Below are 17014 nucleotides of genomic sequence, written 5' to 3'. Positions count from 1 at the left end.
GATGACGACCGCGCGGGGCTCGGGCCCGTGCCGGATCGTCGGGATGGAGACGCACGACGTGCGTTTCCCGACCTCGCGGGAGCTCGACGGCTCCGACGCGATGAACCCCGACCCCGACTACTCGGCCGCGTACGTGGTCCTCAGGACCGACGACGGGTACGCCGGGCACGGGTTCGCGTTCACCATCGGGCGCGGCAACGACGTGCAGACCGGCGCGATCGCCGCGCTGGAGCCGTACGTGGTCGGCCGCGACGCCGAGGACCTGGGCGCGCTCTACAAGGAGCTGGTCCACGACTCGCAGCTGCGCTGGCTGGGGCCGGAGAAGGGCGTCATGCACATGGCGATCTCGGCCGTGGTCAACGCCCTGTGGGATCTCAAGGCCAGGCGGGCGGGCAGGCCGCTCTGGCTGCTGCTGGCGGAGATGTCGCCGGAGGAGATCGTCGGCCTGGTGGACTTCCGGTACCTGAGTGACGCCATGACGCCGGACGAAGCCCTCCAGATCCTGAAAAATGGGGAAAAGGGGAAGCGGGAGCGGATCGAACACCTCGAAAAGGTCGGTTACCCCGCCTACACCACCTCCCCCGGCTGGCTCGGCTACGACGACGACAAGCTGCGCCGCCTCTGCCGGGAGGCGCTCGACCAGGGGTTCGGCCAGATCAAGCTCAAGGTCGGCGCCGACCTCGCCGACGACCTGCGCCGCCTCGCCGTGGCCCGGGAGGTGTGCGGGTCCGACTATCCGATCGCCGTCGACGCCAACCAGCGCTGGGACGTCGCCGAGGCCATCGCGTGGGTGACCGCGCTCAAGCCGTTCACGCCGCACTGGGTGGAGGAGCCGACCAGTCCGGACGACGTGCTCGGCCACGCCGCCATCGCCGAGGGCATCAGGCCCGTCCCGGTGGCGACCGGCGAGCATGTGCAGAACCGCGTCGTGTTCAAGCAGCTGCTCCAGGCCGGCGCGATCTCGTACCTCCAGATCGACGCCACCCGGGTCGGCGGGGTCAACGAGAACCTCGCGATCCTGCTGCTCGCGGCCCGGTTCGGGGTGCCGGTGTGCCCGCACGCCGGGGGCGTGGGGCTCTGCGAGCTGGTGCGGCACCTGTCGATGTTCGACTACGTGGCGGTCACCGGGACCATGGAGAACCGGGTGATCGAGTACGTGGACCACCTGCACGAGCACTTCACCGACCCGGTGGTGATCGAGAACGGCCGCTACCGCGCCCCGTCGGCCCCCGGGTTCAGCTCGGAGCTGCGCGCCGAGTCGATCGCCGCCCACACCTACCCCGGCGGAGACGTCTGGAGGAACGCGTGAACCTCAGCGCCATCGTGACCGGCGGCGGCTCCGGCATCGGCCTGGCCACGGCCACCCTGCTCGCCGAACGCGGCATGCGGGTCGCCTGCCTCGACCTGAACCCGCCGGGCGAGCCGCTGATCGGCATCAGGGCGGACGTCACCGACGACGCCGAGGTGCGCCGGGCCGTCGCCGAGGCGGCCGAACGGCTCGGGGGCGTCGACGTGCTGGTCAACAACGCGGGCATCGGCGCGCAGGGCACGGTCGAGGACAACCCGGACGCGGAGTGGCGCCGGGTGTTCGAGGTGAACGTGCTCGGCCTGGTCCGCGTCACCCGGGCCGCGCTGCCGTACCTGCGCAGGTCGGAGCAGGCCTCGATCGTCAACACCTGCTCGATCGCGGCCACCGCCGGCCTGCCACGGCGCGCCCTCTACAGCGCCACCAAGGGCGCGGTGCAGTCGCTCACGCTGGCCATGGCCGCCGACCATCTGCACGAGGGCATCCGGGTCAACTGCGTCAACCCGGGCACCGCCGACACCCCCTGGGTCTCCCGGCTGCTCGACGCCGCCGCCGACCCCGCGGCCGAGCGGGCCGCGCTGGAGGCCAGGCAGCCGATGGGCCGCCTGGTCAGCGCCGGGGAGGTCGCCGCGGCGATCGCCTACCTGGCCGGCCCCGAGTCCGGCGCGACCACCGGCACGGCCCTGGCCGTCGACGGCGGCATGCAGGGACTCAGGCTCCCGCCGCGCGGCCCCCGATGAGGACGGCCGGCGACCGCGGGCACGCCGAGCCGGCCGGGGGAGCCGGCGTGATCGCCCTGCCCCGCGTCGGCCTGGGGACGGCGCCCATCGGCAACCTGTTCTCGGCGGTCGGCGACGAGCAGGCCCGCGCCACCGTCGACGCGGCCTGGGAGAGCGGGGTGCGGCTGTTCGACACCGCGCCGCACTACGGTCTCGGCCTGTCGGAGCGCCGCCTGGGCGCGGCGCTGCGCGGCAGGTCGGGGTACGTGCTCTCGACCAAGGTCGGCCGCCTGCTGGCGCCCTCGTCCCGGGGCGGCCGCGACTCCGAGGGCTTCGACGTGCCGGCCCGCTTCGAGCGGGTGTGGGACTTCTCCCGCGACGGCGTGCTCCGCTCGCTGGAGGAGTCGCTGGAGAGGCTCGGGCTGCCGCGCGTCGACCTCGCGCTCATCCACGACCCGGACGACCACGTCGAACAGGCGCTCTCGGAGGCGTACCCGGCACTGGCCGACCTGCGCGCGCAGGGGGTCGTCCAGGCCATCGGGGTCGGCATGAACCAGTGGCGGGCGCCGTCGAGGTTCGTCCGGGAAACCGACCTCGACGTGGTCATGCTCGCCGGCCGCTACACCCTGCTCGACCAGTCGGGCCTGCCGCTCCTGGACGCCTGCGCCGCCCGGGGCGTCCGGGTGCTGGCGGCCGGGGTCTTCAACAGCGGCCTCCTCGCGACCCCCGAGCCGTCGGGCACCTTCGACTACGCGCCCGCCCCGCCGGAGCTGCTGGACCGGGCCCGGCGGATCGCCTCGGTCTGCGCGGCCCACGGGGTGACGCTGCCGCAGGCGGCGATGGCCTTCCCGCTGCGCCACCCCGCCACGGCGGCGATCGTCCTCGGCGCCCGCTCGCCCGCCGAGGTCAGGACCAACGCGGCGCTGATGGAACAGCCCGTCCCTGAGGCGCTCTGGCCGGGGTTGCGCGCCGAGGGACTGCTGCCTGAGGAGTGACGCGCCACTCGGCCGGACGGCGCCGGGGTTCACGACTGGTAGTGCACCACCCACAGCCCCGGCACCGGCTCGGACTCCCCGGTCAGCGTGAAACCGAGTCGCTCGTACAGCGTCCTGGCGGGCGTGTTGTCGCGCCCGGTGGAGACCACGACCCCGCGCTCGCCGGCCCTGGTCATGACCTCCTTCACCAGCGCCCGCCCGACGCCTCGGCGGTGCGCGCCTGGGGCCACCATGAGCCGGTCGAGGTCCACCTCCTCGGCGGTCTCCTGCCAGGCCACGGCCCCGAGCAGCGTGCCGTCGTCGTCGAACGCGCCCAGCCAGGTGAGCGGCCGGGCCCGCAACTCCTCCGGCGTCTCGTGCAAGGGCGGGATGCGGTCATCGCCGATGATCTCCGCCTCTATGCGGTAGGCGGCTCTTTGGAGGTCGAGGAGACCCGGCCGATCCGCCGATATTTCCGATATATACACTCAGCCAACCTCCCACAACGCGCTCACCGGCATCGCCCGCATCCGGTCCCCGAAGGAGTACGTCTGCGTCCCCGTGCGGAGCATGAGGTGCCCCGGCCCTCCCGGACTCGGACCCAAGTAGGGTCAGAGACAGTCCGGGAAGGAAGCACGTCGGTGACCGACGTCCAAGTCATCATCAAGGATCCATCGGACACGGCCGTCCAGGGGACGCTCAGCAGCGACAACGGCAACACCCTGTGGACGTTCACACCGGCGGCGCCGCTCGCCGTCTCGACCGTGTACCGGGTGGAGGTCAGCGGGGCCAAGAACGACTCCGGCAATGTCATGGCGCCCTACACCTGGTCATTCACCACCGGCGAAACATCTCCAACCGAGTAAAGGCGGCGTGGCGCAGATCGATCAGGCCCGGCTGATCAGCTGAGATAAGCCAAATACGCAATCAGCCAACCTCCCACAAGGCACTCACCGGCATGCCCGCATCCGATCCCCGAACGGCAGCGTCTGCGCTCCCGTGTGGAGCACGATCCCGGCGATGAAGTCGTCCCCAAGGCGGTCGGCGAGGTGCCGCAGGCCTCGAAAATCGTCCGGCCGTACGGTCGATGCGGCCTTGACCCCGATACCCACGACCTGACCCCGGCGGTTTTCCAGGACCGCGTCCACTTCCACCTTGTCCTTGGTCCGGTAGTGGTAGAGGTCCACCTGATCTTCCGCCCAGGTCAGCTGGCGGGCGAGTTCCATGAGCATGAACCCCTCCATCAGCGGGCCGAACTGTCCCCCGGGACGCACGAGGCCTCGCGCGTCGGCGCCGAGCAGGTACGCGGCGATCCCCGAGGCCACGAACGCCACCTTGGAGGTGCGGATCGCCCTGTTGCTCTGGTTTCTCGACCAGGCAGGTATGCGTTTGATCAGGAAGACCTCTTCGAGCAGGTTCAGGTAGCGGGAGGTCGTGGTCGCGGGCGACGAGGATCTCTCCTTGGGAGAAGGGCCAGAGCTCTATGGTCTCCATCCGGCCCGCGCTCGAACTGGGAAGCCCTCCGTGATAAGTTCGGCGGCGGCATGCGCCGCTGCGAGCTGAGGAGGTGGGACCGATCAACGCTGTGACAGATCGGGGCTCCCTCCCTCGCATGGCCTAGGGAGCGCCCGGAGAAGGCATCCTGAAAGGCCCGAAACGCTATGCGCTTCACCTCCGAGACGTCGTCCGACGGCGTCTTCGAACAGCTCTTCACCCTCGGTGAGATCCCCGGCGTGCTGTGGACGCCGGAAGACGCCACCGGTCCCCGTCCTCTCGTCCTGATGGGCCACGGCGGCGGCCAGCACAAGAAGGCTCCCGGCATCGTGTTCCGTGCGGGCCGCTTCGTGGCCGAGTGCGGTTACGCGGTGGCGGCGGTCGACGTGCCCGGCCACGGTGACCGGCCGAAGGACGAGGAGTATGACCGGATCGCGACCGAGAACCAGGCTCGCGCGGACGCCGGAGAGGAACTGGCTCCGCTGATCGCCGCCTTCCAGGCCATGGTGGCTCGCCAGACGGTCCCGGAGTGGCGGGCGGTCCTGGACGCGGTCCAGAAGCTCGACCACGTCGGCTCCGGCCCGGTGGGCTACTGGGGTGTGTCGCTGGGCTGCGGGCTCGGCGTCCCGTTCGTCGCCGCCGAGCCCCGGGTCCGGGCGGCGGTCCTCGGGTTGGGCGGGGCGCTGTCAGCGGCCGAGGACGCCAGGCGGATCACCGTCCCGGTGGAGTTCCTGGTGCAGTGGGACGACGAGCGGGTGCCCAGGGCCCAGGGCCTGGCCCTGTTCGACGCCCTGGGCTCGGCCGAGAAGACGCTGCACGCCAACCCCGGCAAGCACGCGGAGATTCCGGCGTTCGAGCTGGACAGCACGCTGCGGTTCTTCGCCCGCCACCTCCGCTGACCACGGAGCGCCGGCCGGGACCCCCTCCCGGCCGGCGCGTCCGGCGGGCACGTGAGTCACGCGGATATCCGGTTGGCATCGCAGCATGCCCGTTGTTAGGTTGCCGGACGTGTCCAGCCCAGAGGCGTCAAGACGGTAGCCACCGGTCGTCCGGTGGCGTAAAGAGACCACCGGATCACCGGCCCCGCTTTCCTGTCGATCCCTCTCTGGGTGCGGAGCCTCTTCATGCCTCTGTTCGTCTACCTGCTCGGGCTGGCCGTGTTCGCCATGGGCACGTCCGAGTTCATGCTGTCCGGCCTGGTGCCGGGCATCGCCCTGGATCTGGGCGTGACCATTCCGGAAGCCGGCCGGCTCACCTCGGCGTTCGCCGTGGGCATGGTCGTCGGCGCGCCGCTGATGGCGATCCTGAGCCTGCGCTGGCCGCGGCGGCGCGCGCTGCTGGCGTTCCTGGCGGTCTTCCTGCTTGTGCACGTCCTCGGCGCGGTCACCACGAGCTTCGACGTGCTGCTGCTGACGCGGGTCGTCGGGGCGCTGGCCAACGCCGGGTTCCTGGCCGTGGCGCTGTCGGCGGCGGCCGGCCTGGTCGCGTCGGACGCCAAGGGGCGCGCCACCGCCGTCCTGCTCGGCGGGGTCACCGCCGCCTGCGTCGCCGGAGTGCCCGCGGGGGCGCTGCTCGGCCAGGCGTGGGGGTGGCGCTCGGCGTTCTGGGCGGTGGCCCTGGTGTCGGCGCCGGCGTTCGCCGCGATCCTCAGGGCGGTGCCCGACGTCCCGGCCGTCCACACCCGGGGCGGCGGCGCCCGCCGTGAGCTCGGGGCGCTGCGCGACCGGCGCCTGCTGGTGACGCTGCTGCTCGGCGCGCTGGTGAACGGGGCGACCTTCTGCGCCTACACCTACCTCGCGCCGATCGTCACCGACGTGGCGGGGATGGGCGCGGCCTGGGTGCCCGTCGTGCTGGCGCTGTTCGGCCTCGGCTCGTTCGCCGGCGTCACCGCCGCCGGTCGGCTGGCCGACGTACGGCCCGCGCGGCTGCTGGTGATGGGCGGGACGGCGCTGCCGGCCGGGTGGGTGGTGTTCGCGCTGACCGCCGGGAGCCCGGTGGCGACGGTCGTGCTCGTCCTCGTCCAGGGGACGCTCGCGTTCGCCGTCGGTTCGACGCTGATCTCCCGGGTGCTCTACGCCGCCGCGGGCGCGCCGACGCTGGGCGGCGCATTCGCCACGGCGGCCCTCAACGTCGGCGCGGCGCTCGGCCCCTGGCAGGGCGGCCTCGCCATCGCCGCCGGCCATGGGTTCCGGTCGCCGCTGTGGGTGAGCGCGCTGCTGTGCGCGATCGCCTTCGCCGTCCTGGTCCGGCGTCAGGACGGGATGAACAGCCAGGCCGCCGACTCGCCGGGCTCGTAGGGGGAGTCGAGGCGTTTGGCGACCACGCCGGGCAGGCCCTGCTCGCGTGCCGCCGCAAGGACCGGCCGGGCGTCGCCGGGCCAGGAGGGGGCGGTCTGCCAGCGGGGCGTGGACAGGTCGAGCGTCTCCAGGGCCGCCCGGCGGACCTCGTAGGGCTCGTCCAGCAACACCCGGCCGTCGTCGTACAGCAGGTCGTAGAAGACCAGCACCTCGGCGCCCGAGAGGGTGGCGAGCTCGCCGTCCAGGAGGGCGGTGCGGCTGCCGAACGACGCCGCGAGCGCCCGCAGCCACGGGTGCTCGCGGGCGGCGGTGGTGCGGCCGCCCTCGATCGGGACCAGGAGGCGGCGCCCGCCCCAGGCGAACTCGTACGCGTACGCGGCGGTGTCGCGCGGCAGGCGGGAGCGGCGCGAAGGGAGCATGGGCGCGACGTCCGGCAGGGGAGCGCGGGACGGGGGGTCCATGCGGTGGATCATCCAGTTCTTGCCGTTCGTCTGGAACAGCACGAACCGGCCCTCGGCGCGCGAGCCGTGCAGGACGACCTTGACCTCGCGCTCCGACCACTTCTCGGTCTCGTACGTGCCCTGGTCCCAGATCGTCATGGCGCCGCCGCCGTACTCGCCCTGGGGGATCTGGCCGTGGAAGGTGAGGTACTCCATCGGGTGGTCCTCGGTGTGCACGGCCAGGTGGTTGGTGGCGGGGTCGGCCGGCAGGCCCCGGGGGATGGCCCAGGAGACCAGGACTCCGTCGCGTTCCAGGCGCAGGTCCCAGTGCAGGGATCGGGCGTGGTGCTCCTGGATGACGAAGGAGGCGCCGCCGCGCGGCTCCGGGGGCTCCTCGGGGACGGGTTCGGGGGTACGGCTGGCGTTGCGTTTGCTCCTGTATTGGTTGAGTTTGTCAGCCACACAGGCGTGCTACCCGATTTCGCCCATGTACGAGCGAACCCCGCCCAGGTTCTGGAAAGATGATCTCCCTCAGCATCCCCCTCCCTAGGACTGCAGAATCATGAGGCGTTGGATCCTTCCCGCGGCCGTCGCGCTGGCCGCAACCCTGCTCGCCACCCCCGCCGCGGCCCAGGCGGCACCCGACCCGGCGCAGGCCGTCAAGGCGCAGCTGCGGCCCGAGCGCGGCGTGCGCGTCGCCGAGGTGTCGCGGACCGTGACCAGCCAGGCGTCCACCCGGACGCGCTACCACAGCGGCATCCAGCTCGCCCCGACCGGGCCGGTCGCCTCGTGGGCGGACGTCGAGGACGCCTCCGACTCCCGAAGCAGCGACGGCCAGGGCAGCAAGCCGGGCCAGCGGGCCGCCGTGGGCACGTCCGTCTACACCTCAGGCGAGGCCGTCGCCGAGTTCCTGCCCAAGGACAAGCTCTGGGTCCGGACCATGCAGGACGACAGCCACCCCAACCTGGCGCTCGCCGTGGCGAGCAAGCAGACGATCAACGTGTTCGACCCGGCCGTGCTCAAGGCCGCGCTCAAGGGCAAGCGCGCCAGGGCGGTCTCCGGCGGCCACCTCTACCAGGGCACGATCACCTACGCCCAGCTGTACGAGGCCGACAAGGCTTACTACGGCGGGCTCTTCGACGGCGCCCCCCGCGGCGCCTACGCCAAGACCGCCGTCTCCTGGCGGCTCTGGACCGACGCCCGCGGCCTGCCCGTGCGGCTCTCGACCACCGAGCGGGCCAGGTCGGGCGCCTACCGCACCATCGACACCCGCTACTCCGGCTGGGGCGAGCACCTGATCATCACCGCCCCGGCGAAGGCCGAGGTCGTGGAGTGGGAGGAGCGCCGGCGTCCCGGCCCCGACGCTCCGGAGAGCGACATCGGCCCGTCGGCGACCCATTCGGAGCCGTACGTGTCCTGAGGCGGACGATGGCGGTCGCCGACGGCCTCCCGGATGACCCGGCCCCCGCGGAGACGGTCAGGGGAGGTCGCGCCGGTGACCGCCGTTCTCGCCCCGGGCCTCGGGTGTCCAGGATTCCAGGGCTTGGAACCGTACCGGATCGCCTCCCGGGAGGCGGCGGAGCGCCCCGCGGACCTCCAGGGCGCGCAGGTGGGCGGCGGCCTCGCCGGCCGCCATGCCGCGCAGCATCGGCGGCAGCTCGGACCAGGGCCGGTTCCAGGTCATCTCGGCGGCGGTCTCCCAGATGGTCAGCGGCTCCGCGCGCTCGGCCAGCAGGGCGTGGAGCCGGTCGAGCTTCTCCTCGTGATGGAGACGGATCTCAGCGGCTCGCGCCGCCACATCCGGAAATATCCACTCATGCGCGGGCAGAGCGCCGAGGTCTCCCAACGTGCCGACCCTGTCCAGGGACTCCAGGAAGTCGCCCAGCGGGTCGATGTCGTCCCGGTCGAAGGGATATATCCCGATGTGCGGGGTGATACCGGGAAGGACGTGGTCGCCGGTGAAGAGGCGGTCGGCGTCCTCCAGGTGCAGGCAGACGTGGCCCGGAGTGTGGCCGGGGGTGTGCACCACCCGTAGCTTCCTGCCCGGCAGGTCGACCAGGTCCCCGTCGCGCAGCCGCCGATCGGCCGGCGCGGGCGGCCGCTGCCTGCCGTCGGAGGTCGTCACGTCGGGCATGTCCTCCGGGGGCGCGCCGGCCCGGCGCAGCATGTCGGCCTGGAAGGCGCCGCGGATGTCCGGGCCGACGCCGTTCATCATGTCGACGAGGGCCGCGTCCGCCTCGTGCATGGCGATCCACGCGCCCGAGGCCTCCCGCACCTGCCCGGCCAGCCCGGCGTGGTCCGGGTGGAAGTGGGTGACGACCACCCCGTGCACCGCCGCCACGTCGATCCCCGCCACCGCGAGCCCGTCACGCAGGGCCGCCCACGCCTCCGGGTGGTTCCATCCCGCGTCCACCAGCACCGGCCCGCGCGGGGAATCGATCGCGTACACGAGCGTGTAGCCGAGCGGGTTGCCGGGGATCGGCACGGGCACGCTCCACACCCCGAAGCCGAGGTCCAGCGGGCGCTGCTCGGCGTACGCACGACGTGCGGTCCTGGAGCGGGTCACGCGACGCGCTCGATGATCGTGGCCGTGGCCAGCGCGCCGCCCGCGCACATGGTCACCAGCGCCGTCGAGCGGTCGGATCTCTCCAGCTCGTGCAGCGCCGTGGTGATCAGCCGCGCCCCCGTCGCCCCGACCGGATGGCCGAGCGCGATCGCGCCGCCGTTGACGTTGACCCGGTCGAGGTCGGGCTCGTGCACCTGGGCCCAGGACAGCGCCACCGCCGCGAACGCCTCGTTGACCTCGAACAGGTCGATGTCCCCGACGCTCATCCCGGCCGCCGCCAGCGCCTTCGCGGTCGCGTCCACGGGCCCGTCCAGGTGATAGTACGGCTCCGCGCCGACGAGCGTCTGGGCCAGGATCCGCGCCCGGGGGCGCAGCCCGTGGCGTGCGGCGGCCTCCCTGCTCATCAACAGCACGGCGGCGGCGCCGTCGGAGATCTGCGAGGAGGTGCCGGCGGTGTGCAGCCCGCCCTCGCCCAGCACCGGCTTGAGCCGGGCCAGCCCTTCGACCGTGGTCTCGCGCAGGCCCTCGTCCGCGGTGACGTCGCCGACAGGCACGATCTCCCGCTCGAATCGGCCGTCGGACCACGCCTTGGCGGCCCGCTGCTGCGACCGGGCGCCGAACCAGTCGAGCCGCTCGCGGGTGAGCCCCCGCCGCTTGGCGATCCGCTCGGCGGCGGTGAACTGGTCGGGCAGGTCGATGGTCCAGTCGTCCGGCCGTGGATCGGCGGGCAGCACGTTGCTGCCGAGCGGCGCCCGGCTCATCACCTCGACGCCGCAGCCCACGCCGACGTCCATCACCCCGGCCGCGATCATCGCCGCCGCGAGGTGCACCGCCTGCTGGGAGGAGCCGCACTGGGCGTCGACGGTGGTCACGCCCGTCTGATAGGGGAGTCCGGCGTAGAGCCAGGCGTGCCTGCCGACGTGGCCGCCCTGCTCGCCCGCCTGGGTCACGCACCCCGCGAACACCTGGTCCACCAGCGCGGCATCGACCCCGGCCCGTCCGATCAGGCCGTTGAGCGCGGTGGCCAGCACCTGCAGCGGTTTCAGCCCGGCCAACCGGCCGCCGCGCTTGCCGATCGGGGTGCGGACGGCCTCGACGATGACGGGGGTGCGCACATTCGCCTCCAGAACGTTACTCTGGTCGCGACTGTAACTTGTTCTACTTTGATCCGGAAGCCCCGGCCGGCATCGAGGCCGGCAGCCCGAACCGCGCGAACATCCCCGGCTCGAAGAACATCGCGACATGGCTGACCTGCGGCCCGTCGAAGTCGAGCACCTGCAGCGCGAACTCCTGATAGGCGCCGCCCTCGCGCAGATAGAGGGCGAACGCCTCCTGCCCGTTGGCCCGTGCCGGAACCAGCCGCAGATCCTCAGGCGCCTCTGCGGGGCACTGCGCTTGCACGAGCCGGGCGATGTCTTCCGCGCCCTGGTACCACCCGTCGTACGGGGGCATCTCGAAGACCGCGTCCTTGGTGAACAGCTCGACGATCGCCCCGACGTCGTAGGACTCGAACGCCTCGACGTAGCGGTCGAGCTGCTCGCGCTGCTCAGGAGTGAGCGGCCGCGGCCGGTCGTCGAGACTCGGCGCGACCTGCTCCAACTGGGCGCGGGCGCGCTGCAGCACGCTGTTGACGGCCGTGGTCGTGGTGTCGAGCACCTCGGCCACCTCGGCGGCCCGCCACTTGAGCACGTCACGCAGGACCAGCACCGCCCGCTGGCGCGGCGGCAGGTGCTGCAGGGCCGCGACGAGCGCGAGCCGGATGCTCTCGCGGGCGGTCACGATGGCGGCCGGATCGTCGCCGCCCGCGCCCACCATCCCGTCGGGGACCGGCTCCAGCCACGGCACCTCGTGCCGCTCCACCAGCGGCGCGGTCGGCTCGGACGCCGGCGCGCCCAGCCCGGTCGGCAGCGGCCTGCGCCCCCGGCTGTCGAGCGCGGTCAGGCATTGGGTGGTGGCGATGCGGTAGAGCCAGGTGCGCAGGGACGAGCGCCCCTCGAACCCCTCATAGTGGCGCCAGGCCCGTAGGTAGGTCTCCTGCACCAGGTCCTCGGCGTCGTGCACCGAGCCCATCATGCGGTAACAGTGGGCGAGCAACTCCCGGCGCATCGGGTCGGCCTGCCGGAGGAACTCCTCGTGAGATGGCCTTTCGGTCATCCCCCCTGTATAGACGACGGCACCGACAGATCTCCGGTGCCCCCTGCGGGAACGTCCCCGGCCACGTCCTGCCGGGGGCGCGATCAGTGCGGCACCGTAAGGACGATCTTGCCCGTGGTGCGGCCGGTCTCGCCGAGCTCGTGCGCCTTGGCCGCCTCCGTCAGCGGCAGGACGGCGGCCACCTCCGGACGCAGCCTCCCCGCCTCCATCAGCGCCGCCAGCGTGCGCATGGCGGCGTGGTCCGGCTCCACCAGCATGGCCGCCGACCTGATGCCCCGCGCGTCCGCCTCGTCGTGCACCTTCTCGTCCAGCGCCGACAGGGCGAGCGAGACGAGCGTGCCACCGGGGCGCAGGACGCGCAGCGAGCGATGCCCGTAGTCGCCGCAGATGCCGTCCAGCACCACGTTCACGTCGCGTACCGTCTCGGCGAAGTCGACGGCGCGGTAGTCGACGAGCTCGTCCGCGCCGAGCCGGCGCAGGAACTCGTGCTTGCCCGCGCTCGCGGTGCCGATCACGTGCGCGCCGCGCGCCTTGGCGATCTGCACCGCGAAGTGGCCCACCCCGCCGGCCGCCGCGTGCACCAGAACGCGCTGCCCCCCTTTGAGCCCGGCGACGTCGACCAGCGCCTGCCACGCGGTCAGCGCGGCGAGCGGGACGGCGGCCGCCTCCACGTGGTCGACGGCGGGCGGCTTGCGGGCGAAGTGGCGGGAGGGCGCCGTGACGTACTGGGCGTAGGCGCCGTTGCCGAAGGGGTAGCGCAGCATGCCGAAGACCTCGTCGCCCGGCGCGTACAGGGCCTGGCCGATCCCGGAGTCCTCCACCACGCCGGAGACGTCGTACCCGAGCGTGAACGGCGGCGCGCCCAGCAGCCCGCCGGTGGCGCGCGTCTTCCAGTCGGTCGGGTTGACCGAGGTGGCCTCCACCCGCACCAGCACCTCGGTCGGGCCGGGCACCGGCCTGTCGGTTTCCGTCACCTTCAGCACCTCGGGCCCGCCGAGCGAGTCCTGAGTGATCGCGAGCATTCTCATGCCGACCAGCTTGCGCCTCCGACCGGTGTACGGGCGAGCGGCCGGGAAGCCAACATCCGCAAAGATCCGGCCAACGCCGGACCGGGGAGCGTCAGATGTCGCCGAGCAGGCGGGAGGCGGCGATCTCGATGCGCCGCTGGATCTGGTCGTGGGTGCGCCGGCCGCGGAGGATCTCCAGGAGCTCCTGGACCCAGACGCTCGCCAGCGAGCCCGCCAAGGCGAGCTGCTCCTCGGTGGCCTGCTCCGGGGTGAGGCCGCCGGCGGAGACGCGGAGCAGGAGGCCGGCCATGCGGTCGCCGAGGGGGATCTCGACGTCGTCGGCGAGGATGAGCGAGCGGATGAGCGCGTCGGCCAGCTCGGGCTCGCGCATGAGCCCCCGGGTGGCCCGCATCAGCACGTCGACCGCGCGCCCCGACGCGGTGTCCGCGCTCGGCGGACGGCGCTCGATGCTGCTCTCCAGCAGGTCGATCTCCTCGCCGACGACCGCCACGACGAGGTCCATCTTGGAGGGGAAGTAGCGGTAGAGGGTGCCGAGCGCCACGCCCGCCCGCTCGGCGACGGTGCGCATCTGCATGGCCTCGACCCCGCCGCGCGAGGCGAGGGCCGCGGCGGCCTGGACGATGCGCTTGCGGCGCTGGTGCTGGCTGCGCGATCGGGCGCCCTGTCCGCCCGGTGGGGGGCCGCCGGACGGGAGCCCGTCGGCGGTGAAGTCGTGCTCCATGGTCCTCTCAGGGGTGGTGGGGGGTGTGGCGATGGCTCCCTGAAGGGCCGCCTGCGGAGTGCGCATAAGAACACGTTATCTGATTTCCCGACGCCCCGGCTTGTTACCCGCGAGTCACAAAGAAGGCCTATCAGCGCATGTCTGCGGCGTTTCACGGATATATCGAGGATTATTCGGATTAATCGGCACTGGACAGATATTGGAATCTGTTCTAGTTTTCGATTCGGTTGACCGAGCGCTTGGTGGAGGCGCGGATGGACTTCGGCCTTGACGAGACCCAGGAAGCCCTGCGTGAACTGGCCGCCGGCCTGCTGGCCAAGGAGGCGAGCCAGGAGCGGCTGGAGGCGCACGAACGCGGCCGCGCGCCGTACGACCCCGGCCTGTGGCAGGCGCTGCGCGCGGCGGGCCTGACCGCGATCTGCGTGCCCGAGAGCGCGGGCGGCGCGGGGCTGGGGCCGGTCGAGATGGCGGTGGTGCTGCGTGAGGCCGGCGCGCGGGCGGCGCCGGGCCCGCTGGCCGCGACCCTCGTGAGCACGCTCGCCGCGAGCCGGTACGGGACCCCGGACCAGCAGAGCCGGTTGAACGGCGCCGCCGGGTCCACGGTCGCCATCAGAGAGCCGGGCCGGGCCCCGGCCGACCCGCCCGCCACCACCGCCCAACGGAAGGCGGACGGCTGGGCGCTGACCGGCCGCAAGTGCGGGGTGGCCTTCCCGGACGGAGACGTGCTGGTCACCGCCGCCGAGGGCCTGTTCCTGGCACGGCTCGCGCCCGCCGGCCCTCCGGCCGCCGCCACCCCCGAGGGCGGACCGGCGGGGGAGGGAGTCACCACGATCACCACGCCCGAGTTCTGCTCGACAGGGGAGCCCGCCGCCACGATCACGTTCGACGCGGCCCCGGCCGAGCGGGTGGCCGGGCCCGAGGCGGTGGCGGGGGTGCGCCTGCTCTACACCGTGGCCGTGGCCGCGCAGGCGTCCGGGGTGCTCGCCGGGGCGCTGCGCCTGACCGTCGAGCACGTCAGGAACCGCAGGCAGTTCGGCCGGGCGCTGGCCGAGTTCCAGGCCGTCACCACGCAGGTCGCCGACGTCTACATCACGGCTCGGGCGCTCGACGTGGCCCTGTGGTCCGGCGCCTGGCGGCTGGCCGAGGGCCTGCCCGCCGAGGAGGACGTGGTGCTGGCCGGGTACCACACGACCGAGGCGGCCCGCGCCCTCTACACCTGCCAGCACCTGCACGGCGGCCTGGGGCTGGACGTGACGTACCCGCTGCACCGCTACTTCGCGCACGCCAAGCACCTGGCGCACCTGCTCGGCGGCGCCGACGCGCAGCTCGACCTGATCGGAGCGCTCGCCTGATGCTCATCGACCTGACCCCCGGCCAGCGCCGTCTCCAGGAGGACCTGCGCGCGTACTTCGCGGCCTGCCTGACCGGCGAGGAGCGCGCGAAGATCGCCGAGGATCCGTTCGGCGAGGCGTACATGGCGCACTGCCGCCGCCTCGGCCGCGACGGCAAGCTCGGCCTCGGCTGGCCGAAGGAGTACGGCGGCGCCGGTCTCGGCCCCATCGAGCAGCAGATCTTCGCCAACGAGATCGCCCGCGCCGGCGTCCCGTACCCGCTCATCTCGGTGCAGACGGTCGCACCGACGATCATGCAGTACGGGACGCCCGAGCAGAAGGAGCGCTTCCTGCCCAGCATCCTGGCGGGCGAGTGCCACTTCGCGATCGGCTACACCGAGCCCGAGGCCGGCACCGACCTCGCCTCGCTCCGCACCACGGCGGTGCTGGACGGCGACCACTACGTGGTGAACGGCCAGAAGATCTTCACCAGCGGCGCCCACCACGCCCAGTACATCTGGCTGGCCGCCCGCACCGACCCCGAGGCGAGGAAACACCGCGGCATCACCATGATGATCGTCTCCACGGACGACCCCGGCTTCTCCTGGACGCCGATCACCACCATGGACGGCCGCCACCACACGAACGCCACCTACTACAGCGACGTCCGCGTCCCGGCCGACATGGTGGTCGGCGAGGTGGGCAAGGGCTGGGACCTGATCGTCAACCAGCTCAACCACGAACGCGTGACGCTCGGCCCCGCCGGGAGCCTCGGCCAGACCTACGACCGCCTGCTGGCCTGGGCGCGCCGGACGGGCGCGGCCGACCAGCCGGACGTGCGCCGCGCGCTCGGCCGGATCCGGGCCTTCTTCCGTACGAACGAGCTGCTGAACTGGCAGGTCGCGGCGAGCATGGACCTCGGCTGGCTGGGCGCGCCCGACGCCTCGGCCACCAAGGTCTACGCCTCGGAGCGGATGCAGGAGGCGGGGCGGCTGGCCGGCGAGATCCTGGCCCGCCACGGCGACCCGGCCGACCCGGAGACGGCCGGGCTGATGGAGACGATCGACCGGGGCGTCAAGGGCGGCCTGGTGCTCACCTTCGGCGGCGGCGTCAACGAGGTGCAGCGGGAACTGATCACCATGCTCGGCCTCGGCCTGCCCAGGCCGCCTCGCTGACCAGCCGGGTGGGACGGGTCCTGCGGGTCACGGCTTGATGATCATCGGGACCGAGAAGAAGACGATCATCGCGATGGCCACGCAGATCAGGAAGCCGGTCAGCTCCCACGCCCAGTCGTGGTGACGGTTGCGCCGCTTCTTCCTGCCCTTGGCAGGGTGCGGGCGGCGTCCCTTCGACGCTGAGGGCTTGCGGGCGGGGCGGGGCTTCGTCGCCAGGGGGTCCGGCCTGCGGGTGGTCCCGGCCTGCGGTGAGCCCGGCTCCGAGGTGAGACGTGGCTTGGCCGGCGGCGCATCCGGCCGCGCGCGGCCCTTCGCCGTCCGGGAGCCGCTCGTGAAGGGGTCGCCCGTGAGAGGGCCGCCCGTGGCAGGCCCGCCCGTGAGGGGGCCGGTCGTGGCGGGGTCCGGCCGGGGGTCCTCGGTCGGTGGTTCCCGGCGGTCCGGCGTGGGCGGGGCGGAGGGAGGCGGCGGCATGCGGTAGACCGGCTCCTTGGGCGGGGTGCGCGGGGTGAACAGCGGTCCCGCCTCGCGAACCTGCCCCTGATGGACCAGGAAGTCACCGGTCGCCGGGGCCGTGGCCTGTGGGTTCACGGTCACCGGTGGTGCCGGGGCGACGGGGTTCGGGGCCACCGGGGCCACCGGGGCCACGTCGAGCACGTCATCCCCGGTCAGGAAGGCGGGCGCCGACAGCAGCGGCTCACCCATGCCGGGCCTCGCGCCGCGCGGCGTCGGCCGTCCCGGCCCGTGCTGGGTCGGCCCGTGTTGGGTCGGCCCGTGTTGGGTCGGCCCGTGTTGGGTCAGTCCGGGCTGGT

18 protein-coding genes are annotated in these 17014 nt (G+C 72.8%); 9 read left to right on the top strand and 9 right to left on the bottom strand.

The window, feature by feature from the left end:
* Positions 1-58 precede the first annotated feature (58 nt).
* Genes OUY22_RS14925 through OUY22_RS14915 form a run of 3 tightly spaced genes read left to right on the top strand, consistent with a single transcriptional unit; the run spans position 59 to position 3020 of the window.
* Positions 59-1309, top strand: coding sequence for an enolase C-terminal domain-like protein (locus tag OUY22_RS14925; RefSeq protein WP_270155540.1), 1251 nt, complete (start codon positions 59-61; stop codon positions 1307-1309).
* Positions 1306-2046, top strand: coding sequence for an SDR family NAD(P)-dependent oxidoreductase (locus OUY22_RS14920; RefSeq protein WP_270155539.1), 741 nt, complete (start codon positions 1306-1308; stop codon positions 2044-2046). The genes OUY22_RS14925 and OUY22_RS14920 overlap by 4 nt, the downstream gene beginning before the upstream one ends.
* Positions 2047-2093: 47 nt before the next feature.
* On the top strand, positions 2094-3020 hold the full coding sequence (locus OUY22_RS14915) for an aldo/keto reductase (protein WP_270155538.1): 927 nt from the start codon (positions 2094-2096) through the stop codon (positions 3018-3020).
* Between the two features lie 29 nt (positions 3021-3049).
* On the opposite strand, the gene OUY22_RS14910 is transcribed toward OUY22_RS14915, so the two are convergent.
* Entirely contained in the window at positions 3050-3382 is a 333-nt protein-coding gene (locus OUY22_RS14910) for a GNAT family N-acetyltransferase (protein WP_333486681.1), read from the bottom strand.
* 258 nt (positions 3383-3640) lie between these two features.
* On the opposite strand from OUY22_RS14910, the gene OUY22_RS14905 reads away from it, so the two are divergent.
* Positions 3641-3865: an Ig-like domain-containing protein gene (locus OUY22_RS14905; RefSeq protein WP_333486680.1), complete on the top strand. Its 225-nt coding sequence runs from the start codon at positions 3641-3643 to the stop codon at positions 3863-3865.
* Between the two features lie 84 nt (positions 3866-3949).
* Here OUY22_RS14905 and OUY22_RS14900 read toward each other — a convergent pair whose 3' ends face one another.
* Positions 3950-4384, bottom strand: coding sequence for a DUF4143 domain-containing protein (locus OUY22_RS14900; protein WP_408638163.1), 435 nt, complete (start codon positions 4382-4384; stop codon positions 3950-3952).
* Between the two features lie 276 nt (positions 4385-4660).
* Between OUY22_RS14900 and OUY22_RS14895 the strand changes: the two genes are divergently transcribed.
* Both OUY22_RS14895 and OUY22_RS14890 read left to right on the top strand, forming a co-directional pair.
* Positions 4661-5392: a dienelactone hydrolase family protein gene (locus tag OUY22_RS14895; protein ID WP_270155534.1), complete on the top strand. Its 732-nt coding sequence runs from the start codon at positions 4661-4663 to the stop codon at positions 5390-5392.
* A 225-nt stretch (positions 5393-5617) separates the two neighbouring features.
* Positions 5618-6790 (top strand): Cmx/CmrA family chloramphenicol efflux MFS transporter, encoded by a 1173-nt coding sequence (locus OUY22_RS14890; RefSeq protein WP_270155533.1) that lies wholly within the window; start codon positions 5618-5620, stop codon positions 6788-6790.
* On the opposite strand, the gene OUY22_RS14885 is transcribed toward OUY22_RS14890, so the two are convergent.
* Complete coding sequence (locus tag OUY22_RS14885; RefSeq protein ID WP_270155532.1) at positions 6745-7692, bottom strand: DNA polymerase ligase N-terminal domain-containing protein; 948 nt, start codon at positions 7690-7692, stop codon at positions 6745-6747. The genes OUY22_RS14890 and OUY22_RS14885 overlap by 46 nt on opposite strands.
* Positions 7693-7792: 100 nt before the next feature.
* Between OUY22_RS14885 and OUY22_RS14880 the strand changes: the two genes are divergently transcribed.
* Positions 7793-8650: a hypothetical protein gene (locus OUY22_RS14880; protein WP_270155531.1), complete on the top strand. Its 858-nt coding sequence runs from the start codon at positions 7793-7795 to the stop codon at positions 8648-8650.
* 57 nt (positions 8651-8707) lie between these two features.
* On the opposite strand, the gene OUY22_RS14875 is transcribed toward OUY22_RS14880, so the two are convergent.
* The 5 genes from OUY22_RS14875 to OUY22_RS14855 form a co-directional block, all read right to left on the bottom strand.
* Positions 8708-9796, bottom strand: a complete 1089-nt coding sequence (locus OUY22_RS14875; protein ID WP_270155530.1) for an MBL fold metallo-hydrolase — start codon at positions 9794-9796, stop codon at positions 8708-8710.
* Positions 9793-10911, bottom strand: a complete 1119-nt coding sequence (locus OUY22_RS14870; protein ID WP_270155529.1) for a steroid 3-ketoacyl-CoA thiolase — start codon at positions 10909-10911, stop codon at positions 9793-9795. Before OUY22_RS14870 ends, OUY22_RS14875 begins: the two co-directional genes overlap by 4 nt.
* 43 nt (positions 10912-10954) lie before the next feature.
* On the bottom strand, positions 10955-11950 hold the full coding sequence (locus tag OUY22_RS14865; protein WP_270155528.1) for a sigma-70 family RNA polymerase sigma factor: 996 nt from the start codon (positions 11948-11950) through the stop codon (positions 10955-10957).
* An 83-nt stretch (positions 11951-12033) separates the two neighbouring features.
* Positions 12034-12972 carry an NADP-dependent oxidoreductase gene (locus OUY22_RS14860; RefSeq protein ID WP_270155566.1) on the bottom strand — a complete coding sequence of 313 codons (939 nt, stop codon included), beginning with the start codon at positions 12970-12972 and terminating at the stop codon, positions 12034-12036.
* A 97-nt stretch (positions 12973-13069) separates the two neighbouring features.
* The gene (locus tag OUY22_RS14855) at positions 13070-13699 is read right to left on the bottom strand and encodes a TetR family transcriptional regulator (RefSeq protein ID WP_408638162.1); all 630 of its coding nucleotides are present in this window, start codon (positions 13697-13699) and stop codon (positions 13070-13072) included.
* A 254-nt stretch (positions 13700-13953) separates the two neighbouring features.
* Here OUY22_RS14855 and OUY22_RS14850 point away from each other — a divergent pair, with 254 nt between their 5' ends.
* Entirely contained in the window at positions 13954-15051 is a 1098-nt protein-coding gene (locus tag OUY22_RS14850; protein WP_270155526.1) for an acyl-CoA dehydrogenase family protein, read from the top strand.
* On the top strand, positions 15051-16205 hold the full coding sequence (locus OUY22_RS14845; RefSeq protein ID WP_270155525.1) for an acyl-CoA dehydrogenase family protein: 1155 nt from the start codon (positions 15051-15053) through the stop codon (positions 16203-16205). The genes OUY22_RS14850 and OUY22_RS14845 overlap by 1 nt, the downstream gene beginning before the upstream one ends.
* 27 nt (positions 16206-16232) lie before the next feature.
* Here OUY22_RS14845 and OUY22_RS14840 read toward each other — a convergent pair whose 3' ends face one another.
* The gene (locus tag OUY22_RS14840) at positions 16233-16907 is read right to left on the bottom strand and encodes a hypothetical protein (RefSeq protein WP_270155524.1); all 675 of its coding nucleotides are present in this window, start codon (positions 16905-16907) and stop codon (positions 16233-16235) included.
* Positions 16908-17014 lie beyond the last annotated feature (107 nt).

Origin of the sequence: Nonomuraea corallina (assembly GCF_027620315.1) — a bacterium.
Lineage (GTDB): Bacteria > Actinomycetota > Actinomycetes > Streptosporangiales > Streptosporangiaceae > Nonomuraea > Nonomuraea corallina.
This window is presented reverse-complemented; position numbering and strand designations above follow the sequence as displayed.